At 66.0% G+C, this 17,193-nt stretch carries 18 protein-coding genes; 8 read left to right on the top strand and 10 right to left on the bottom strand.

Annotated elements, in window-relative coordinates; translation table 11 throughout:
- The first annotated feature begins 19 nt into the window (after positions 1–19).
- The 5 genes from LV28_RS45130 to LV28_RS45110 are packed head-to-tail and all read left to right on the top strand — an operon-like array spanning position 20 to position 3,542.
- Positions 20–691, top strand: a complete 672-nt coding sequence (locus tag LV28_RS45130) for an amino acid ABC transporter permease (RefSeq protein ID WP_036641394.1) — start codon at positions 20–22, stop codon at positions 689–691.
- The gene (locus LV28_RS45125; RefSeq protein ID WP_023597660.1) at positions 681–1,343 is read left to right on the top strand and encodes an amino acid ABC transporter permease; all 663 of its coding nucleotides are present in this window, start codon (positions 681–683) and stop codon (positions 1,341–1,343) included. Before LV28_RS45130 ends, LV28_RS45125 begins: the two co-directional genes overlap by 11 nt.
- A gap of 33 nt (positions 1,344–1,376) precedes the next feature.
- Positions 1,377–2,336, top strand: coding sequence for an agmatinase (locus tag LV28_RS45120; protein WP_023597659.1), 960 nt, complete (start codon positions 1,377–1,379; stop codon positions 2,334–2,336).
- A 14-nt stretch (positions 2,337–2,350) separates the two neighbouring features.
- Positions 2,351–3,079 (top strand): amino acid ABC transporter ATP-binding protein, encoded by a 729-nt coding sequence (locus LV28_RS45115; protein ID WP_147291628.1) that lies wholly within the window; start codon positions 2,351–2,353, stop codon positions 3,077–3,079.
- 49 nt (positions 3,080–3,128) lie between these two features.
- The gene (locus LV28_RS45110) at positions 3,129–3,542 is read left to right on the top strand and encodes a RidA family protein (RefSeq protein WP_023597657.1); all 414 of its coding nucleotides are present in this window, start codon (positions 3,129–3,131) and stop codon (positions 3,540–3,542) included.
- A 69-nt stretch (positions 3,543–3,611) separates the two neighbouring features.
- Here LV28_RS45110 and LV28_RS45105 read toward each other — a convergent pair whose 3' ends face one another.
- From LV28_RS45105 to LV28_RS45090, 5 genes are all read right to left on the bottom strand, one after another.
- The gene (locus tag LV28_RS45105; protein WP_023597656.1) at positions 3,612–4,202 is read right to left on the bottom strand and encodes a hypothetical protein; all 591 of its coding nucleotides are present in this window, start codon (positions 4,200–4,202) and stop codon (positions 3,612–3,614) included.
- A gap of 265 nt (positions 4,203–4,467) precedes the next feature.
- Positions 4,468–4,797, bottom strand: coding sequence for a DUF6587 family protein (locus LV28_RS48915; protein ID WP_115344454.1), 330 nt, complete (start codon positions 4,795–4,797; stop codon positions 4,468–4,470).
- Between the two features lie 17 nt (positions 4,798–4,814).
- Complete coding sequence (feoB, locus tag LV28_RS45100) at positions 4,815–6,677, bottom strand: ferrous iron transporter B (RefSeq protein ID WP_038622020.1); 1,863 nt, start codon at positions 6,675–6,677, stop codon at positions 4,815–4,817.
- A gap of 5 nt (positions 6,678–6,682) precedes the next feature.
- On the bottom strand, positions 6,683–6,919 hold the full coding sequence (locus tag LV28_RS45095; RefSeq protein WP_023597653.1) for a FeoA family protein: 237 nt from the start codon (positions 6,917–6,919) through the stop codon (positions 6,683–6,685).
- A gap of 203 nt (positions 6,920–7,122) precedes the next feature.
- The gene (locus tag LV28_RS45090) at positions 7,123–7,857 is read right to left on the bottom strand and encodes a PA3715 family protein (RefSeq protein ID WP_023597652.1); all 735 of its coding nucleotides are present in this window, start codon (positions 7,855–7,857) and stop codon (positions 7,123–7,125) included.
- Positions 7,858–8,095: 238 nt separating this feature from the next.
- Between LV28_RS45090 and LV28_RS45085 the strand changes: the two genes are divergently transcribed.
- Together LV28_RS45085 and LV28_RS45080 are read left to right on the top strand one after the other, a co-directional pair.
- Positions 8,096–9,415, top strand: a complete 1,320-nt coding sequence (locus LV28_RS45085; RefSeq protein WP_023597651.1) for an MFS transporter — start codon at positions 8,096–8,098, stop codon at positions 9,413–9,415.
- Between the two features lie 139 nt (positions 9,416–9,554).
- Positions 9,555–10,538 carry a M14 family metallopeptidase gene (locus tag LV28_RS45080; protein WP_023597650.1) on the top strand — a complete coding sequence of 328 codons (984 nt, stop codon included), beginning with the start codon at positions 9,555–9,557 and terminating at the stop codon, positions 10,536–10,538.
- 65 nt (positions 10,539–10,603) lie between these two features.
- Here LV28_RS45080 and LV28_RS45075 read toward each other — a convergent pair whose 3' ends face one another.
- From LV28_RS45075 to LV28_RS45065, 3 genes are all read right to left on the bottom strand, one after another.
- Positions 10,604–12,052, bottom strand: coding sequence for a GntP family permease (locus LV28_RS45075; RefSeq protein WP_038619724.1), 1,449 nt, complete (start codon positions 12,050–12,052; stop codon positions 10,604–10,606).
- Positions 12,053–13,171 (bottom strand): patatin-like phospholipase family protein, encoded by a 1,119-nt coding sequence (locus LV28_RS45070; protein ID WP_081326959.1) that lies wholly within the window; start codon positions 13,169–13,171, stop codon positions 12,053–12,055.
- Between the two features lie 112 nt (positions 13,172–13,283).
- A complete protein-coding gene (locus tag LV28_RS45065; RefSeq protein ID WP_023597647.1) occupies positions 13,284–13,706 on the bottom strand; it encodes a winged helix-turn-helix transcriptional regulator in 423 nt (140 codons plus the stop codon).
- Positions 13,707–13,875: 169 nt separating this feature from the next.
- On the opposite strand from LV28_RS45065, the gene LV28_RS45060 reads away from it, so the two are divergent.
- Positions 13,876–14,877 (top strand): LLM class flavin-dependent oxidoreductase, encoded by a 1,002-nt coding sequence (locus tag LV28_RS45060; RefSeq protein ID WP_023597646.1) that lies wholly within the window; start codon positions 13,876–13,878, stop codon positions 14,875–14,877.
- Between the two features lie 42 nt (positions 14,878–14,919).
- On the opposite strand, the gene LV28_RS45055 is transcribed toward LV28_RS45060, so the two are convergent.
- Both LV28_RS45055 and LV28_RS45050 read right to left on the bottom strand, forming a co-directional pair.
- On the bottom strand, positions 14,920–16,188 hold the full coding sequence (locus LV28_RS45055) for an NAD(P)/FAD-dependent oxidoreductase (protein ID WP_025249856.1): 1,269 nt from the start codon (positions 16,186–16,188) through the stop codon (positions 14,920–14,922).
- An 84-nt stretch (positions 16,189–16,272) separates the two neighbouring features.
- Positions 16,273–17,106: an aldo/keto reductase gene (locus LV28_RS45050; RefSeq protein WP_023597644.1), complete on the bottom strand. Its 834-nt coding sequence runs from the start codon at positions 17,104–17,106 to the stop codon at positions 16,273–16,275.
- Positions 17,107–17,193 lie beyond the last annotated feature (87 nt).

Below are 17,193 nucleotides of genomic sequence, written 5' to 3'. Positions count from 1 at the left end.
GCTGCTCGAGGGGCTCGGCATGGGCAGCATGGCAGGCGTGATGGCGCCGTTCCTGGAAGGCGTCGTATCGGGCACGGCGATCACGCTCGCGGCGTCAGCCGCGGCATTCGCGATCGGCCTGGCGCTCGGGATCGTGCTGCTGCTCATGCGCATCTCGTCCATCGCGGCGCTGCGTGCCGTGGTGGTGCTGTGGGTGAGTCTGATCCGCGGCACGCCGGCGCTGATTCACATGCTGATCGCCTACTACATGGTGCCGGCGCTGTTCGATATCTCGATCTCGCCGATCACGGCCGGCATTGCGGCGCTCGCGTGCAACACGAGCGCATACATCGTCGAGATCCTGCGCGGCGCGCTCGGCACGCTCTCGCACGGGCAGCGTGCGGCGGCGTACGCGATGGGCATGCGCGCCACGCAGGTCTGGCGCCACGTGCTGCTGCCGCAGGTCATCTACCGTGCCATTCCGCCGCTCACCAGCGAGTTCACGATCCTGCTCAAGGCGTCGTCGCTGATGTCGATCATCGCCGTGCCCGAGCTGGCAACCGTGGCCCGCAACGCCACCTTGCAGACCGACATGCCGCTACAGGTGTTCGCGATTACCGCCGCGGTGTATTTCATTGCGCTGTTCTGCATATCGGCCGCCTCGCGCGCATGCGAGCGCCGAGTCTCGAGGATGCTGCCCCATGGCCATTGATTTTTCCATCGTGAGGGAAGCGGTCCCGGTGCTGCTCGAAGGACTGCGCGTGACGGCGCTCGTGAGCGTCATCGGCATTCCGCTGGGGATCCTGATCGGCATCGTTGCCGCGTATTCGGCGCAGTCGCGCACGATCCTGCGTCCCATCGCGCTGGGCTACGTCGAACTCGTGCGCAATATCCCGTACCTGATCCTCGTCTACCTGTCGTTCTTCGGTCTGCCGAAACTGGGCGTGAGCGCGTCGGCCATGGCCGTGGCGGTGGGCTGCACGGCCTTCTACACCGGCGGATATTTCTGCGAAATCCTCCGGGCCGCGTTGAGAAGCGTCGCGCGAGGACAGACGCACGCGGCGCTCTCGCTCGGCATGACCTATTGGCAGACGCAGCGGCATATCGTCGCGCCGCAGTTGTTCGGCTTTCTCATTCCGCCGACGACCAGCCTGGTGATCATGATGTTCAAGGACTCGGCGATCTTCTCGGTGATGAGCCTGCCGGAGATGACCTACCAGAGCAATCTGCTTACCGCAAACACGTTCGCCTACGTCGAAGTGCTCGGCACGACGGCGTTGATCTACTGGGCCAGCAGTGTCTTGCTGGCCGGCGTGGGGCGGCGTCTCGAGAACGTGGTCGGGCGACGTACCCGGCACGTATGACGCCTGCCCGGAATTTCACCAAAGGACACTGACATGACGACTTATACCGTGGCACCCCGAACCGGCCATCCGACGCTGCTGTACTCGGAGCTCGATCTGGACATCGACAACCTCAGGGCCGACATCGCCGTGCTGGGCATGCCTTACGGCGCGCCCTACGCCGCGTCGGACTTCAGCAACGATCAGACCAACGCGCCGTCGGCCATCCGCCAGGCGACCGATCGCGTGGTGCGTCGGCCGGGGCACTACGACTTCGACATCGACGGCCCGCTGCTGCAGGGGCGCACCGACATCCGGTTCGTGGACTGCGGTGACATCATTCCCGATCTGACGCAGCCGGGCGAGCACTACGCGCGCGCCGAGGCGGCGGTGCGCCGGATCGCGGCCGGCGGCGCCATGCCGATCGTGCTGGGCGGCGATCACGGCATCACCACGCCCGTGCTGCGAGGGCTCGATCAGAAGGGACCGATCACGCTCGTGCACATCGACGCGCACCTGGACTGGCGCGACGAAGTCAATGGTGTGCGGGAGGGATTGTCGAGCCCGATCCGGCGCGCCTCGGAGATGGCGCACGTCGAAGGTATCGTGCAGATCGGTCTGCGCGCCCAGGGCAGCGGGCGTCCAGAGGAGCTGGTGGCGGCGCGCGCTTACGGTGCGCAGATCGTAACCGCGTACGAGTTGCACGACATTGGCATGGACGCCGTGCTGGCGCGCATTCCCGACGGCGGCAATTACTACCTCACCATCGACGCCGACGGTCTCGATCCGTCGACCATGCCCGCCGTGGCCGGCCCCGCGCCGGGCGGCGTGACGTTCGTGCAGGCGCGCAAGCTGATTCACGGGCTCGTGCGCAAGGGGCGGGTCGTGGGGATGGATATCGTGGAGATTCAGCCTGCCAAGGACGATGCGAACCAGATCTCCTGCATCACCGCCGGTCGATTGATTCTCAATCTCATCGGTGCATCGATTCGCGCGGGACACTTCGACAAATGAGTACCGCGCAACCCATCATCGAGATACGCGACGTCGACAAGTGGTACGGCTCGCATCACGTGCTCAAGCAGTGTTCCACGCAGGTCGCGAAAGGCGAGATCGTCGTGGTGTGCGGGCCGTCCGGGTCGGGCAAGTCGACGCTGATCAAGACCGTCAATGCGCTGGAGCCGATCCAGAAGGGCGACATCGTCGTGGCGGGCACGTCGCTCATGGCAGCGTCCACGAATCTGCCGAAGCTGCGCAGCAAGGTGGGCATGGTCTTTCAGCATTTCGAGCTGTTCCCGCACCTGGACATCACGCGCAATCTCACGCTGGCCCAGCAGATCGTGCTCGGCCGGGAGGCCGCTACCGCCCGCGACAAGGCGCGCGCGCTGCTCGACCGCGTTGGCCTGTCGGCACATGCCCACAAGTACCCGGGGCAGCTCTCGGGTGGCCAGCAGCAACGCGTGGCGATTGCGCGGGCGTTGTCGATGGACCCGATGGCGATGCTCTTCGACGAACCGACCTCGGCGCTCGACCCGGAGATGGTCAACGAAGTGCTGGACGTGATGGTGGAGCTCGCCCGCGAGGGCATGACGATGATGGTCGTCACGCACGAGATGGGCTTTGCCCGCCGCGTGGCGAATCGGGTCGTGTTCATGGAGGACGGCGCCATCGTCGAAGACAGTCCGACCGACAGCTTCTTCAACGACGCGGCGAGTCCCGCCGCCAAACGTTTCCTTTCCAGGATTCTCGCGCACTGAACCGCAGCGCGCGACATATGACGTTCAACCGATAACCTGACGAGACACCATGACGCACACCCGAATTCGCAAGTTCAATACCCGTGACACCTATCCCGAGCAAAACCTCGACAACGACCTTTGCCAGGCCGTCATCGCCGGCAACACGATCTATCTGCGCGGACAGATCGGCCAGGACCTCGATACCCGCGAGTCGGTCGGCATCGGCGATGTCACCGCGCAAACGGAAAAGGCAATGGCGAACGTCGCCATGCTGCTCGACGAGTGCGGCAGCCGGCTCGCCGACATCTGCAAGGTCACGGTCTATATCGTGGACCCGCGCTATCGCGAGGCGGTCTACAACGTCATGGGGCGCTGGCTCAAGGGCGTTTTCCCGGTGTCGACGGGCATCGTCGTGCAGGCCCTGGCGCGGCCGGAATGGCTCGTCGAGATCGATGTGACGGCTGTGAAGCCGACGGCCTGAGCCCGGTCGTAATACATGGTGCGTAATGCGTAATGCGTTGTGTGTCACACGCTGCGCGCGGGCCGGTGTTCAGAACCGTCGTTTGACGTACACGGTGGCGCCGATGGCGCGTTGGCCGAGCAGCGGTATGCGCGCGGTCGCGGAGACAGTCCAGGCGTCGGTTTTGAGTGCCAGGCCCCGCTTCGGGTCGGACCCCAGCTTGTCGTCGGCGTTGTTCCATTGCACGAACGACAGCGTTGGCGCCGAGGATGGGCCGATGAAAAGATAATGCTGCGCCGTTTGCGTGGCCGTGGTTTCGTTCGGCGAGCCGATCCAGTCGGCGAGGTGGTTGTCGTGGGCCGCGATGACACCGTTGACCGCTTCGATGCGCGTGTAGAGCAGCGCGCTGTCGTCGGCGAAGCGGGTCGCGTCGACACGCTCGCCACGGGCGGCGATGTCTTCGCCGGCGCGCCCGAACGGATAGACCGTGACGGGCACGGGCGGCACCACGGCGACGGAGACCGGCGCGGGTGGGGCGGGGACGTGGATCGGCAGGGGCGCCGGGCCAAGATTGGCCAGCATCATCTGTTCGGATGACCCCGGGGTGGCGCCATCAGCGATCGCCACGCTGCTCAGCGTGGCAACGCAAGCGCCTATCATCCATTTGTTCAGGCACGTCATGGACATGCCTCCCATAAAGGAATGGCAACGCTAAGTCGCTGGCCCCACTTTGACTGCGCATGACGCGCTTCGCATTACAAACTTTCTGAAATCCCTGCACCGTCTTGTGCGGTGTTTGCGCGCCGTATGCATTTAGGAAGTGTAGTCAGACATTTGCGTCCCGCCACCCTTATTTGCACCGAGTGTGATCGGGCGCAAATGCGCGCTCGCGCACAGGCCCGCCGGACCGGGCCCGGCGGACGTTCCATGGCGCGCGCTCTCGGGTTTATCCTGAGGGCGGCCGATGGCGCGCCGAATCCACGGTTCGCTCGGTCTTCGCCCGTCCTGCCACGTCGCGATGCACCGTGACCGTGGACGTCCGTTCCGGCGTGGCGCATTGCGACGTGGAGCAACCGCCGCAACCGCTAGCGCATCCGGAGGCGGGCGCGGGGGCCTGTCGCCACTTGCGCGGCACGGGCACGCCTCGTCGTGCCAGGGCGTCGAAAAGTCGGCGGCCGACCGCCCGGGTCTGACGCGGCAACAGATGCCGCAGCACCGACAACGCACTGGCCACGACAATCACGGCGACCACGACATATTGAACGGCAGGGGACATGGTGGCGGCTCCTTGTCTCAGATCAGCCAAAGCGCCAGGCGATACGTGGCGAACGACACGATATAGGCCAGGCCGAACATGTAGCCGAACGAAATCATCACGTAGCGCCAGGACTGCGTTTCCCGGCGGATCATCGCGAGCGTCGACATGCACTGTGGCGCGAAGGCGAACCATGCGAGCAGCGACAGTGCCGTGGCCACCGAAACGTTGGACGACAGCGCGCTCGCCAGTCCGGCCGCGTCCTCGGCGCCGCCGGCGACCGCGTAGACCGTCGCGAGCGCGGTCACCGCCGTCTCGCGGGCCGCGAAGGCGGGAACGAGGGAGAGGCTGATCTGCCAGTTGAAGCCCAGCGGCGCGAAGATGACCTGAAGCGCCCGGCCGATGTATCCCGCGAACGAGTAGTCGATGGCAGGCCCGGTGGCGCCCGCTGGCGGCGACGGGAACGTCGAGAGGAACCACATGAGGACCGTGAGCGCGAGGATCACCCCGGTCAGGCGCCGCACGAAGATCCAGCCGCGCTCCCAGAGACCCAGTGCCAGATTGCGGACCTTCGGCATGCGATACGACGGCAGTTCCATGAGCAGTGCCGGCTGCGAGCGTGCACCGCGCAAGCGTCGGGCAATCCATCCCACGGCCATCGCCCCGAGGATGCCCGCGGCGTACATCGCGAAGAGCACCAGCCCCGGCAGCTTGAAGACGCCCAGCACGGGCCGGTCGGGAATGAACGCGCCAATGAGCAGCGCGTATACCGGCAGACGCGCCGAACATGTCATCAGTGGCGCGACAAGGATCGTGGTGATTCGTTGACGAGGATCGGCGATGCTGCGCGTGCCCATGATGCCGGGAATCGCGCACGCGAAACTCGACAGCAGGGGAATGAAGGAGCGGCCGGTCAGGCCGACCTTGACCATCATCCGATCGAGCAGGAAGGCTGCGCGTGGCAGATAGCCCGATTCCTCCAGCACGAGGATGAAGAAGAACAGCACCAGAATCTCGGGCAGGAAGCCGAGTACCGTGCCCAGGCCACCGAAGAGGCCGTCGACGACCAGACTTCGCAGCGGACCGTCGGACAGCCCGGCGCCGACCCGCTCGCCCAGCCAGCCGAAGCCGTCGCCGATGGCATCCGTCATGGGTTTGCCGATGAAGTACACCGCCTGGAATATCAGGAACATCACGGCAGTGAGCACGATCATGCCGAACACCGGATGCAGCGCGATGCGGTCCAGGCGTTCGTCGACGCTATCGGTCATCGCGGGCGCACTCACCGACGACGCCATGATCCGACGGACTTCGGCGTGAAGATCGCGGCCCGCGAGATCGGTCGTTGCAACGCGGCTTGCGCTTGCGTCGCCCGTACCGCCATCTCGGGTGAAGTCGTCGAGCGCCTCGATCAGCGCGCCTACGCCGGTGCGGACAATCGCCACCGTTTCCACGACGGGAATGCCCAACTCGCCCGAGAGCGCGGCCACATCGATTTCGATGCCGCGTCGACGGGCGGCGTCCATCATGTTCAGGGCCAGTACGGTGGGGCGACCCAGCGCCAGCACTTCGAGCACGAAGCGCAAATGCAGGCGCAGGTTCGTGGCGTCGACCACGCACACGATCAGCTCGGGAACCGCTTCGCCCGGATAGGCGCCGTGCAGGACGTCGTGCGTGACCTTCTCGTCGAGACTGGTGGCCGAGAGGCTGTAGGTGCCGGGCAGGTCGAGCACGCGGACCGTTGTGCCCGCGGGCGAGACGAACGCGCCTTCCTTGCGCTCGACGGTGACGCCGGCATAGTTGGCGACCTTCTGGCGCGCGCCGGTCAGGCGATTGAAGAGTGCGGTCTTGCCGCAGTTGGGGTTGCCGACGAGGGCGATGCTGAGCGTGGTCGATGGCATGCGGTTCACCCCAGCCGGACCTGAACGCGCGCCGCTTCGTCGCGGCGCAGTGCGAAGCGCGTCGCGCCGACCTGCACGACCATCGGGTTGCCGCCCCAAGGCGCCAGCGCAACCACGCGCACCGGTTCGCCGGCCACGAAACCCAACTCGCGCAAGCGATGCGCGATGGCATCGGGTTGCATCTGATCGACGACCGAATCCACGGTCGCGGTACTGCCCTTCTTCAACGCCGACAACTGCATGATACGGATATAACGCGAACGATAATTATTCGCAGTATAAGCAGGGTCGGTGGAATTCCGAAGGGCGGGATAGGGGATGGGCGGCGAGCATATTCATGCGCGGCGCACCGGACCTCAATGCGGTCGGGGCGTTCGGGGCGGTAGGGGGCGTGACATCGCCTTCGCCTGCGGCCATATGCCGCACCCGAACCCGCCCTGGCGCATCATTGCCCTGCCAGCGCCTTCGGTAATGCGTAGCGGGCGCCGTCGTATTCAAGGGTGACGTTTGCGCCTCTCGAGGTGCGCTCCTTGCTCGCGCAGTCGTTGCGAGTCGGCTTGTTCGTGGTGGTGGTGGTCTTTTCGCTGACGACGAGGCTGGCGTAGCCATCCTTTCCCGGCGCGCCGACGGAAACGATGCGCGAGGTGTCGGTGAAGCTTCCCGCGCAGTTGCCGTCCCATTCGCCGCCGCTCGACTGCGTGGCCAGCCCGTCGACGACCTTGCGCAGCGTGGCGCCGTCGACGACATACAGGCTGAGCGTCGTTTGCGAGAAGGGATTCACGCGCGACGATCCTTCAAGCGTCGTGCGTGTGCCAAACGCAGTGACTTGAGGTGTCAGGCGCCACGCTGCCGTATCGAGCGCGAGTCCGCGCAGCACGATGGCATCCGACGTGATGGCGGCCTTCTCGAAACGATGCGCGACGATCTTGCCGCTCTGGCTATCGGCGACGAGCACTTCCACGTCATAGACCCGGTCCTCGTCGGTGCCGCCGGGTTGCGGCAAGGGGAGCACGGCGAGCGTCCAGGCGGGGTTCGCGGGCCAGACCTTGCAGGTGGCGAAGTCGGTGTCGAGCGTGCGGCCGGGCTGGAGCGTCTTCGCCCAACCGGTCAGGCGATCCTTGCAATCGGCATGGGCGAGCAACGGCAGGCACAACAGGGCGGCGGCGAGGGCGTGGCGCATAAGTGTCGGGAAAATGGCCGGAGTGAACGTGCATTCATTCTACCGATGGGCTTCGGTTCGAGGCGCGGCCCCATCGCTCCAATCAGCACTTCTGCGTGCCGAAACGGCACGGAGCCAGAATTTCTGCCGCCTACACTCCGCTTCCTGAGACTGGCAGGGGGTCCGGGGCGCGCATCGAGTGCGTGCCGCGCGACCGCCAGACATTTCCAACGCCAGCAGTAATCCAGAGGAGCAGGGCATGACAGGCAACACCCAACCCCACAACCCGTGGCGCGAGATCTGCGCCGCGAGCATCGGCAACGCACTCGAGTTCTACGATCTGCTGATCTACGGCTACTTCGCCATCGTGATCGGTCAGTTGTTCTTCCCGGCGCACGATGCCACGACGTCGCTGCTGCTGGCCGTCGGCACCTTCGGTATCTCGTTCGTCACCCGCCCGCTCGGCTCGATCATTCTCGGCAGCTACGCCGACCGCGCCGGCCGCAAGGCGTCGCTCACCGTGTCCATCGGCCTGATGATGCTCGGCACGGCCATGATCGCGTTCGCACCGACCTATGAGCAGATCGGCATCGCCTCGCCGCTCATGATCATCGTCGCGCGCATGCTGCAGGGCTTTTCCACGGGCGGTGAGTTCGGCGCCGCCACAGCTTTCATGGTCGAGCACGCCGACGCCAAGCGGCGCGGCTTTTTCGCGAGCTGGCAGATGTCCACCCAGGGTCTCGCCACGGTGCTCGCCGCCGGTGTCTCCGCGCTGCTGAGCCTGCTGTTGAGCGCCGACCAATTGAGCGCGTGGGGCTGGCGCGTCGCGTTTGCCGTCGGTCTGCTCATCGGTCCGGTCGGTCTCTACATCCGCCGCAACATCGACGAGACCGCCGACTTCAAGAAACTGGGCGAGAAACAACGCGAGACGTCGCCGCTGCGCGAGGTCTTCGGCCGCGACCGCGCGAACATGCTGCTCGGCGCCGGCGTCGTGGCCGCCGCCACGGCGTTCAACTACGTTCACAAGCTTTACATGCCGACGTACGCGGTCAAGCAACTGCACATTCCGGCCACGTCGTCGTTCATCGGCGCCGTGGTCACCGGCGTGATGCTGATGATCGCCGCGCCCGTGGTCGGACACCTCTCGGATCGCTTCGGCCGCATTCGCGTAATGCTCTGGGCGCTGATCCTCGTGGGCGCGACGACCTACCCGTTATTCGTGTTGCTCAACAAGTACCCCACGTTCCAGACGCTGCTCATGGTGCAGGCGCTGGTCGGTCTGCTCATCGCCGTGAGTCTCGCGCCGCTGCCGGCACTGCTCGCCGACATCTTCCCGACGAGTACGCGCGGCACCGGCCTCGCCCTGTCGTACAACTTCTCGGTGACGCTCTTCGGTGGCTTCGCGCCGCTCATCGTGACCTGGCTGATCGACGCCACCCACAACAAGCTCGCGCCGAGCTTCTACGTGATGGCCACTGCCGTACTGAGCATCGCCGCCGTGATCTCGCTGGGTCGCCGCGTTCGGGCGGGCAAGATCGCGGGCGTCACGCACGGCGGCGCGCGCGCCTCGAAAGCCTGATCGCCCGCGGACGATCCTGCACGAGGCCAGTCCAGGCACCAGGATTTCACCGCGGTTCTGTTTCCCGCCGCAAAGACGACGTGCGCCGCTCGCGCGGTAACGTCGTCGTCTTTTTCGGCACCCTTGCGGAGCACTACTCATGACCACGCTAGAAGCGATTCGCGCCGCCCTGCCGGCGTACCCCATCGAAGTCCCGTTCCCGGATATCGCCCGCTGGCGCGAAGGCAACACCGGCGTCGACTACCTGCACACGTTCGACAGCGGCAAGCCCGGCAAGCACGTGATGATTCTCGCCCTCACGCATGGCAACGAAGTGAGCGGCGCCATCGCTGTCGACACGCTGCTCGCGGCCGGACTGCGTCCCACCTCGGGCCGCCTGTCGCTGGGCTTCGGCAACGTCGGCGCCTATGAGCAGTTCAGTGCGGAGAATGCCGATGCCACGCGCTTTCTCGACGAGGACATGAATCGCGTATGGACGCCCTCGACGCTCGACGGCGAGCGCCAGAGCCGCGAGCTGACGCGCGCGCGCGCGATGCGTCCGTTCATCGACACGGTCGATCTGCTGCTCGACATCCACTCGATGCACGAAGCGTCGGCGCCGCTGATGATGACCGGTCCGCTGGAAAAGGCCGTTGCACTCGCGGCCGAACTCGGCACGCCCGAACACGTCATCATCGACAAGGGCCACGCGAACGGTACGCGCATGCGCGACTACGGCGGCTTCGGCGACGCGGCCAGCCCGAAGAACGCCCTGCTCATCGAGACGGGACAGCATTTCGCCGCAAGCGCGCGCGACGTGGCGCTCGACAGCGCCGCGCGCTTCCTGCTGCATGCGGGCGTGGTCGCGCAGGCCGACGTCGCCCGGTTCCTGACGCAGACGCCGCCCGCCCGGCAGAAGTTCGTCGAGATTACGCAGCCGGTCGTGGCCCGTTCGATGGATTTCCGCTTCTCGCAACCGTTCACGGGACTGGAAGTCATCGAGAAGGCGGGCACCGAGATCGCCCGCGACGGCGACGAGGTCATCGTCACGCCTTACGACAACTGCGTTATCGTGCAGCCGTCGATGCGCCACCTAGGCGTGAATGTCACGATGATGCGCCTGGGTCGCCTGCTCGATCGTTGATCGACGCGGGGCGTTGCCGCCGACGCGGTCGGCGGCAACAGGCACGAGCGCACGGGCGCCGCGTGCTAGAAGGTGCCGACCAACGAGCCGACGACGATGACGGCCACGAGCGCAATCAGCGCGCTGACGATACTCGCCATGACGATGTCGAGATAGCTCTCCCGATGCGTGCTGCCGCACACGGCGAGCAGGGTCACGACGGCGCCGTTGTGCGGCAGGCTATCGAGCGTGCCCGATGCGATCACCGCCACACGGTGCATCAGTGCCGGATCGATGCCGTGCTGCGCGGCGAGGCTCACGTAGGCGGGGCCGAGTGCGTCGAGCGCGATGGTCAGGCCGCCCGAGGCCGAGCCGGTGATGGCCGCGAGCAGATTCGCGGACAGGGCCAGCGAGACGAGCGGTCCGCCGTCGATCGACAACACCCAGTCACGCACGACTTCGAAGCCCGGCAGGGCCGCGATCACACCGCCATAACCCACGAGACTGGCCGTACACATGATCGGCAGAACCGACGCGTTGGCGCCGGCGTCCATGGTCTTGCGCAGGGCGGGCAGGCGCCGCCATTGCAGCGCGATGAGCACGACGATCGCGCTGGCCAGCGCGATGCATACGCCCCACACGCCCGCCACGCTTTGCAGCGTCATGCCGCCCCATCTCGGTTCGGCAAGAAAACTCGCGTCGAGCCGGGGGAAGACGATCACGTTCATCACGAAGTTGCCACCGATCACGACGAGCAGCGGCAACGCGGCCGTGAGAATGCCCGGCAACTCACTGCTGCGATGACCTTGTTCGATTTCCGCCGGATCGAATTCCCGCGCGACGCTGGCGCGCTCGCGAACGACTGTCGGGTCGGCGGCCTTGTCCCAGACTTCGTGCTCCGCGTAACCATGTCCGGCGCGGCGCGCCTGCGCCTCGCGCCACGACAGCCACCACAGTCCCGCCCCGAGCATGATGGCGGAGGCCATCAGCCCGAGGCCCGGGGCGGCGAACGGCGTGGTGCCGAAAAAGGGCATGGGAATGGCGTTCTGGATGGACGGCGTGCCGGGCAGGGCGGACATCGTGAAGGTTGAAGTCCCCAGCGCGATCGCGGCCGGCATCAGGCGCACGGGGATGTCCGCTTCGCGAAACAGTGCGTGCGCCATCGGTGCGAGCACGAAAAACGCCACGAACAGGCTGACGCCGCCGTAGGTGACGAGCGCGCCGCCAAGCACCACCGCGAACATCGCCCGGCGTGCGCCGAGTTTGTCGGTGAGAAACGCGGCGATCGCACGCACCGATCCGCTGTCTTCCATCAGCTTGCCGAACAGCGCGCCGAGCAGGAACAGCGGGAAGAACTGCGCGACGAAACGCGCGGCGTTCTGCATGAAGGTGTGTGTCCAGTGCGCAAGCATCGGCTCGCCGGAAAGCGCGGCGGCGAGCATGGCGGCCGCGGGGGCGAGCAACAGCACGCTCCAGCCGCGGTATGCCAGCCAGACGAGCAGCCCAAGACCGATCAGGATGCCGGCAAGCTCCATTCAGATCGTCTCCTGAAGCGGGTCGAGATCGAACGACGCGCGCCGACCGAGATCGGCACCATGCGTTCGCAGGAAGTGCTCGGCGCAGCGTCGGCCCTCGTCGCGCAGCATCGCGAGGAAATCCCATTCGGCCGAGAGCTTCGATGAGTAGCCCAGCGTGGTCATCATGTCGCTGGCGATGCGGTGCATGCGCATCTGCGCCCAGCGCCGGCCTTCGCTGCTGCCCGCGTCCACGACCTGGCGCAGCACCGAGATCATGCGCAACTCCTTGAGGAGCGTGGCGTTGAACGAGACTTCGTTGACGCGGTTGAGGATTTCGCGCGCCGAACGGGGAACTTCCGCGCGTTCCACCGGGTTGACCTGCACAAGTATCGTGTCGCACGACGACGTTTCCCGAACCAGCGGCGTGATCGTCGGATTGCCCGCGTAACCACCGTCCCAATAGGGTTCGCCGTCGATCTCGATGGCGCGGTACAGCATGGGCAGGCAAGCCGATGCCAGCAACACGTCCGCCGTCATCTCGGCATTTCGGAAGACACGACCGCGCCCGGTTCTCACATTGGTCGCGGTGATGAACAATTGGATCGGGCAGGCAGCGATGCCGTCGAAGTCGATGTGATCGGCGAGCAGGCGCCGCAGCGGGTTGAATTCGAGCGGGGCGAGGTCGTACGGCGAGACGACCCGTGCGGCCAGATCGAAGAACATGAAGAACGGGGAGTTATCGAGCGACCACCGCCCGAGCACGATGTCGAGCGGCGTGCGGCGCAAGGGACTGAATCGCCCCGCATGCGCGACGTCACGCCAGAATTGCTCGAGCGCGCGACGTGCGCCCTCCGGGCCGCCATGCGCGTAACCGGTAGCGAGCACCGCCGCGTTCATGGCACCCGCGGATGTGCCAGAGATGCCCTCGATGTGAAACGGGCCGCCGCTGGCCATGGCTTCGAGCAGCCGGTCCAGTACGCCCCATGTGAAAGCGCCATGGGCGCCGCCCCCTTGCAGCGCAAGATCGACGGGCAGGGTGCCGGGCGCGGCCCGACTGGCGGTGGCAGGGGCGTCGCCAGCCGTACGACTGGCAGCACTGGCACGTGGCCGGCGTGGATTGCGTTGAGTGCGTGGCATGATCCCTCGGCGATGCGACGCGGCACCGGCAGGGGCCGGCCGCGGGGGGCGTTACGAGAGTAAGGTTGCAGGCGGTACGCAGGTTGCGCTGCAACATAACCACTGTCTCAGATTAGGAAGAAATCGGCAACCGTGCCGAGCGATCGCCGCGATTCTCCTGATCGGCGGTCTGTGATGGCTTGCCACGTCGCAGGCTCAGTTGCGCGAGCACGTCGGCGTGCTTGTTGCCCCAGCGGTAAAGCATTTCGATCGGTTCGATGAACAACTCTCCTAGCGGCGTGAGCGAATACTCGACCTTGGGGGGCACCACGGCGTAGACCTCGCGGTGAATCAGCCCGTCGCGCTCGAGTTCGCGCAGCGTCTGTGTGAGCATCTTCTTGGAAATGCCGGGCAACCGACGCTGCAATTCGCCGGTGCGGGTGGTGCCGCACTGCAACGCGTAGAGGACCATGCTCGTCCACTTCACGCTGAAGAGTTCCAGCACGCGGCGCGGCACGCAGGTTTCTTCGAAGACGAACGGCTCGGGTTTGTTCATGGTAACCAAATGGTGACTATCTAACGAAAAGGTGCCTACTGGGGGTTTCGACCCTTCGTCACTATACTTTGTGGCGACAGTGCGCGTCACCCGGGAGTGTCGTTCCGGCCGCCCGACGGACTGCCGGAGGATCGCCCCGGACATGACGCGCAGACCAATGGAGAACCCCATGAGCAGTTTGTCGAAGACGGCCATCTCGATGCTGGATCTGGTGCCGGTGCGTGCCGGTGGCACGGTGGCCGAGGCCCTGAAGCAATCCACGGAGCTCGCGCAGCACGTCGAGCGTCTCGGCTTCACGCGCTTCTGGCTGGCCGAGCACCACAACATGGACGGTATTGCGAGTTCCGCGACCGCGCTGCTGATCGGGCACATAGCGGACAAGACGTCGCGCATTCGTGTCGGGTCGGGAGGGGTGATGCTGCCGAATCACCCGCCGCTCGTCGTGGCAGAGAATTTCGGCACGCTGGCCGCGTTGTATCCCGGGCGTATCGATCTGGGATTGGGGCGCGCTCCTGGCGCGGATCAGGCGACGATGCGTGCATTGCGCCGAGACCGGCTGTCCAATGGCGACGACTTCCCTGAACAGGTTGCCGAGCTGCGCGCGTTGCTGGCGCCGGCCCAACCCGGTCAGCGGCTGGTGGCGACGCCGGGCGCGGGCAGCGATATTCCGGTCTGGCTGCTGGGCTCGTCGCTGTTTTCAGCCCAGCTTGCCGCCCATCTGGGCCTGCCCTACGCCTTTGCGTCGCATTTCGCGCCGCGGTTCCTGTTCGATGCGATACGTCTTTACCGCGAGCTTTTCCGGCCGTCGGCCGTCCTCGACAAGCCGTACGTGATGGTCGGCGTGCCGGTCGTGGCCGCGCCGACCGACGAGGAAGCGAGGTTCCTCGCCACGTCGTCGCAGCAGAAGATTCTTGCGCTGATGCGCGGTCAGAGCCTGAAGCTCCAGCCGCCGGTGACCGACATGGACGAGCGCTGGGACCCGGCCGAGCAGCATTCGGTGGAAGCCTTCCTTGGGGTGGCGGTGGTTGGCGGGCCCGAGCGCGTGAAGGCGGGGTTGTCGGATCTCGTCGAGCGCACGCAGGCCGACGAGCTGATGCTCGTGACCGACATCTACGACCCCGCACTGCGGCTGCGTTCGTGCGATATCGTGGCCGCCGTCTGCAAGGACTGACAACGCGCGAGTCCCGGGGACCGGGGCTCCGGTCGTTGCCGACTAGCGGAAGCGACCGATGGAGAACGGAGAAAGGTCGATGTCAGGACGTTCGCCCGACACCAGGGCGGCGATCGTGCGACCCGTCGATGCCGCCGCGGTCAGACCCACATGCCCGTGTCCGAAGGCATAGAATGCGTTCGGCACTTTCGATGCGGCGCCGACGACCGGCAGCGAGTCGGGCGTGCTCGGCCGGAATCCCTGCCAACGCGCCCCGTCGACCGATTGCGAAGGCTTGGCGCCCGCCACGGCGCCGGGGAACATCTTGTGCAACTGATCGAGCAGCAGGTCGGCGCGTCGCCAGTTCGGCGGCGCCTGCAGTCCCGCTAATTCGACCGTTCCTGCGCCGCGAAGCCGCCCGTTCATCGGCGTGGCGAACAACTTTCCCTCGGCCCACATGACCGGGCGCGAGGGCATCGTCTGCGGCGACGCGATCTCCACGTGGTAGCCGCGCTCCGTGTCGAAGACGATGCTGTCCCCCAACTGCCGTGCGAACGGCGCGGACCATGCGCCCGCGGCCACGACGACCGCGCCTGCCGCCTCGCGCCCCGCGTCCGAATGCACGGCAACGGCGTGTGCGCCGTTAGTCTCGATCGCCGTCGCGCTGGCGTCGACGACGCGTCCCCCGCGCGCGATCACCTGCGCGGTCAACCGCGCCAGCAAGGCACCGGGGTCCAGCGTATGTCCGGTCTCGCCGATATATCGGGCACCGACGAATTCATGCGAAAGCGTTGGCTCGAACTCGCGCAGCGCCGCGGCATCGAGGGTTTCAATGTGCACGCCGTTCTCGCGGCGCAGGGCCATGCCCCCCTCGTCGCCGCGCATGCCGCGCTCGCTCGAATAGGCGATCAGATAGCCGCGCCGCGTGACGAGATCGTTGGCCTGTGCATCGTCGAGCAGCGGCTGGTAGGCGTCGAGCGCCGGGCCAAGCAGTGCCCGAAGTGCGCGGGCCTGCGCCGCGACGCGGGCAGGCTGACTCGCCGCCACGAAGCGCATCAGCCAGGGGACCATGCGAGGCAGGTAGGACCAACGCAACACGAGCGGGCCGTCCGGTTGCATCAGCCACCCCGGCACCTGCCAAAGCACGCCTGGCATGGCAATCGGCACGACCGAGGACCCATTGATGCAGCCAGCGTTGCCCAACGAGGCCGCCTGGCGTGCGGACTGGCGATCGACGATCACCACGGCATGCCCGGCGCGTTGTAGATAGGCGGCGGTACATACGCCGACCAGACCGCCCCCGATGACGACGACGGGACGTGAATCGTTCATGAAGCCGTCCTGCGGAATTCGAAAGCGCCTAGTGTACTGTGTTGCGCGCGTGTGACCGAGCGCCTTCAAAATTCCCGGATGGCCTCAGATCATCTCCAGCGGACGCTTGCGTGAGGGCGCCTCGAAATGATGGTCGAGCAACGCCAGCTCCTGTTCGGTGAGCACAATATCGTGAGCGGCGCGATTGGCCCGCACGTGCGCCTCCGTGCCCGCCTTCGGAATGGCGATGACGCCTGGGCGGCTCAGCACCCAGGCCAACGCGATCTGCAGCGGTTCGACGTGACGGGCTCTGGCGATGTCGCCGAGCACGCCTTTGGTCGGCAATCGTCCCTGCTCGATGGGAGAGTAGGCCATCATCGGCAAACCGTGCTCCGCGAGCCACGGCGCAAGATCGTATTCGGGGCCGCGTCGAGACAGGTTGTAGAGCACCTGATCGGTGGCGCATGCATTGCCACCGGGCGTGGCGAACAGTTCGTCCATGTCGTCGGTGTCGAGATTGCTTACGCCCCAGTGGCGGATCTTGCCGGCCTCGCGCAGTGCCTCGAAGCCGGCGATGGTTTCCTCGAACGGTTCGCCGCCGCGCCAATGCAGCAGATAAAGGTCGAGCCGATCGGTGCGAAGGCGCTTCAGGCTGCGTTCGCACGCAGCGACCACGCCGCGTCGCGATGCATTGTGGGGATACACCTTGCTCACCAGGAAGACCTGATCGCGAAGGCCGTCGAGCGCCTCGCCGACAAGCGTTTCCGTCGCACCCTCGCCATACATTTCTGCGGTATCGACGAGCGTCATGCCGAGCGATACGCCAAGACGCAACGCCGCGATTTCCTCGCGACGCCGCTCCGCTTTCTCGCCCATCATCCACGTGCCCTGACCGAGCACCGGCACGGTGTCGCCTTGGGGAAAAGAGATGCTTCGCATGATGTGTCCTCCTGGATTTTTGCTTCCATTATCGGCCCCCGAGTCGAGCGATGACCAGCGAAGTGAGGGCTTCGCGCAACACTTCGC

This window comes from Pandoraea pnomenusa (assembly GCF_000767615.3).
Taxonomy (GTDB): domain Bacteria; phylum Pseudomonadota; class Gammaproteobacteria; order Burkholderiales; family Burkholderiaceae; genus Pandoraea; species Pandoraea pnomenusa.
This window is presented reverse-complemented; position numbering and strand designations above follow the sequence as displayed.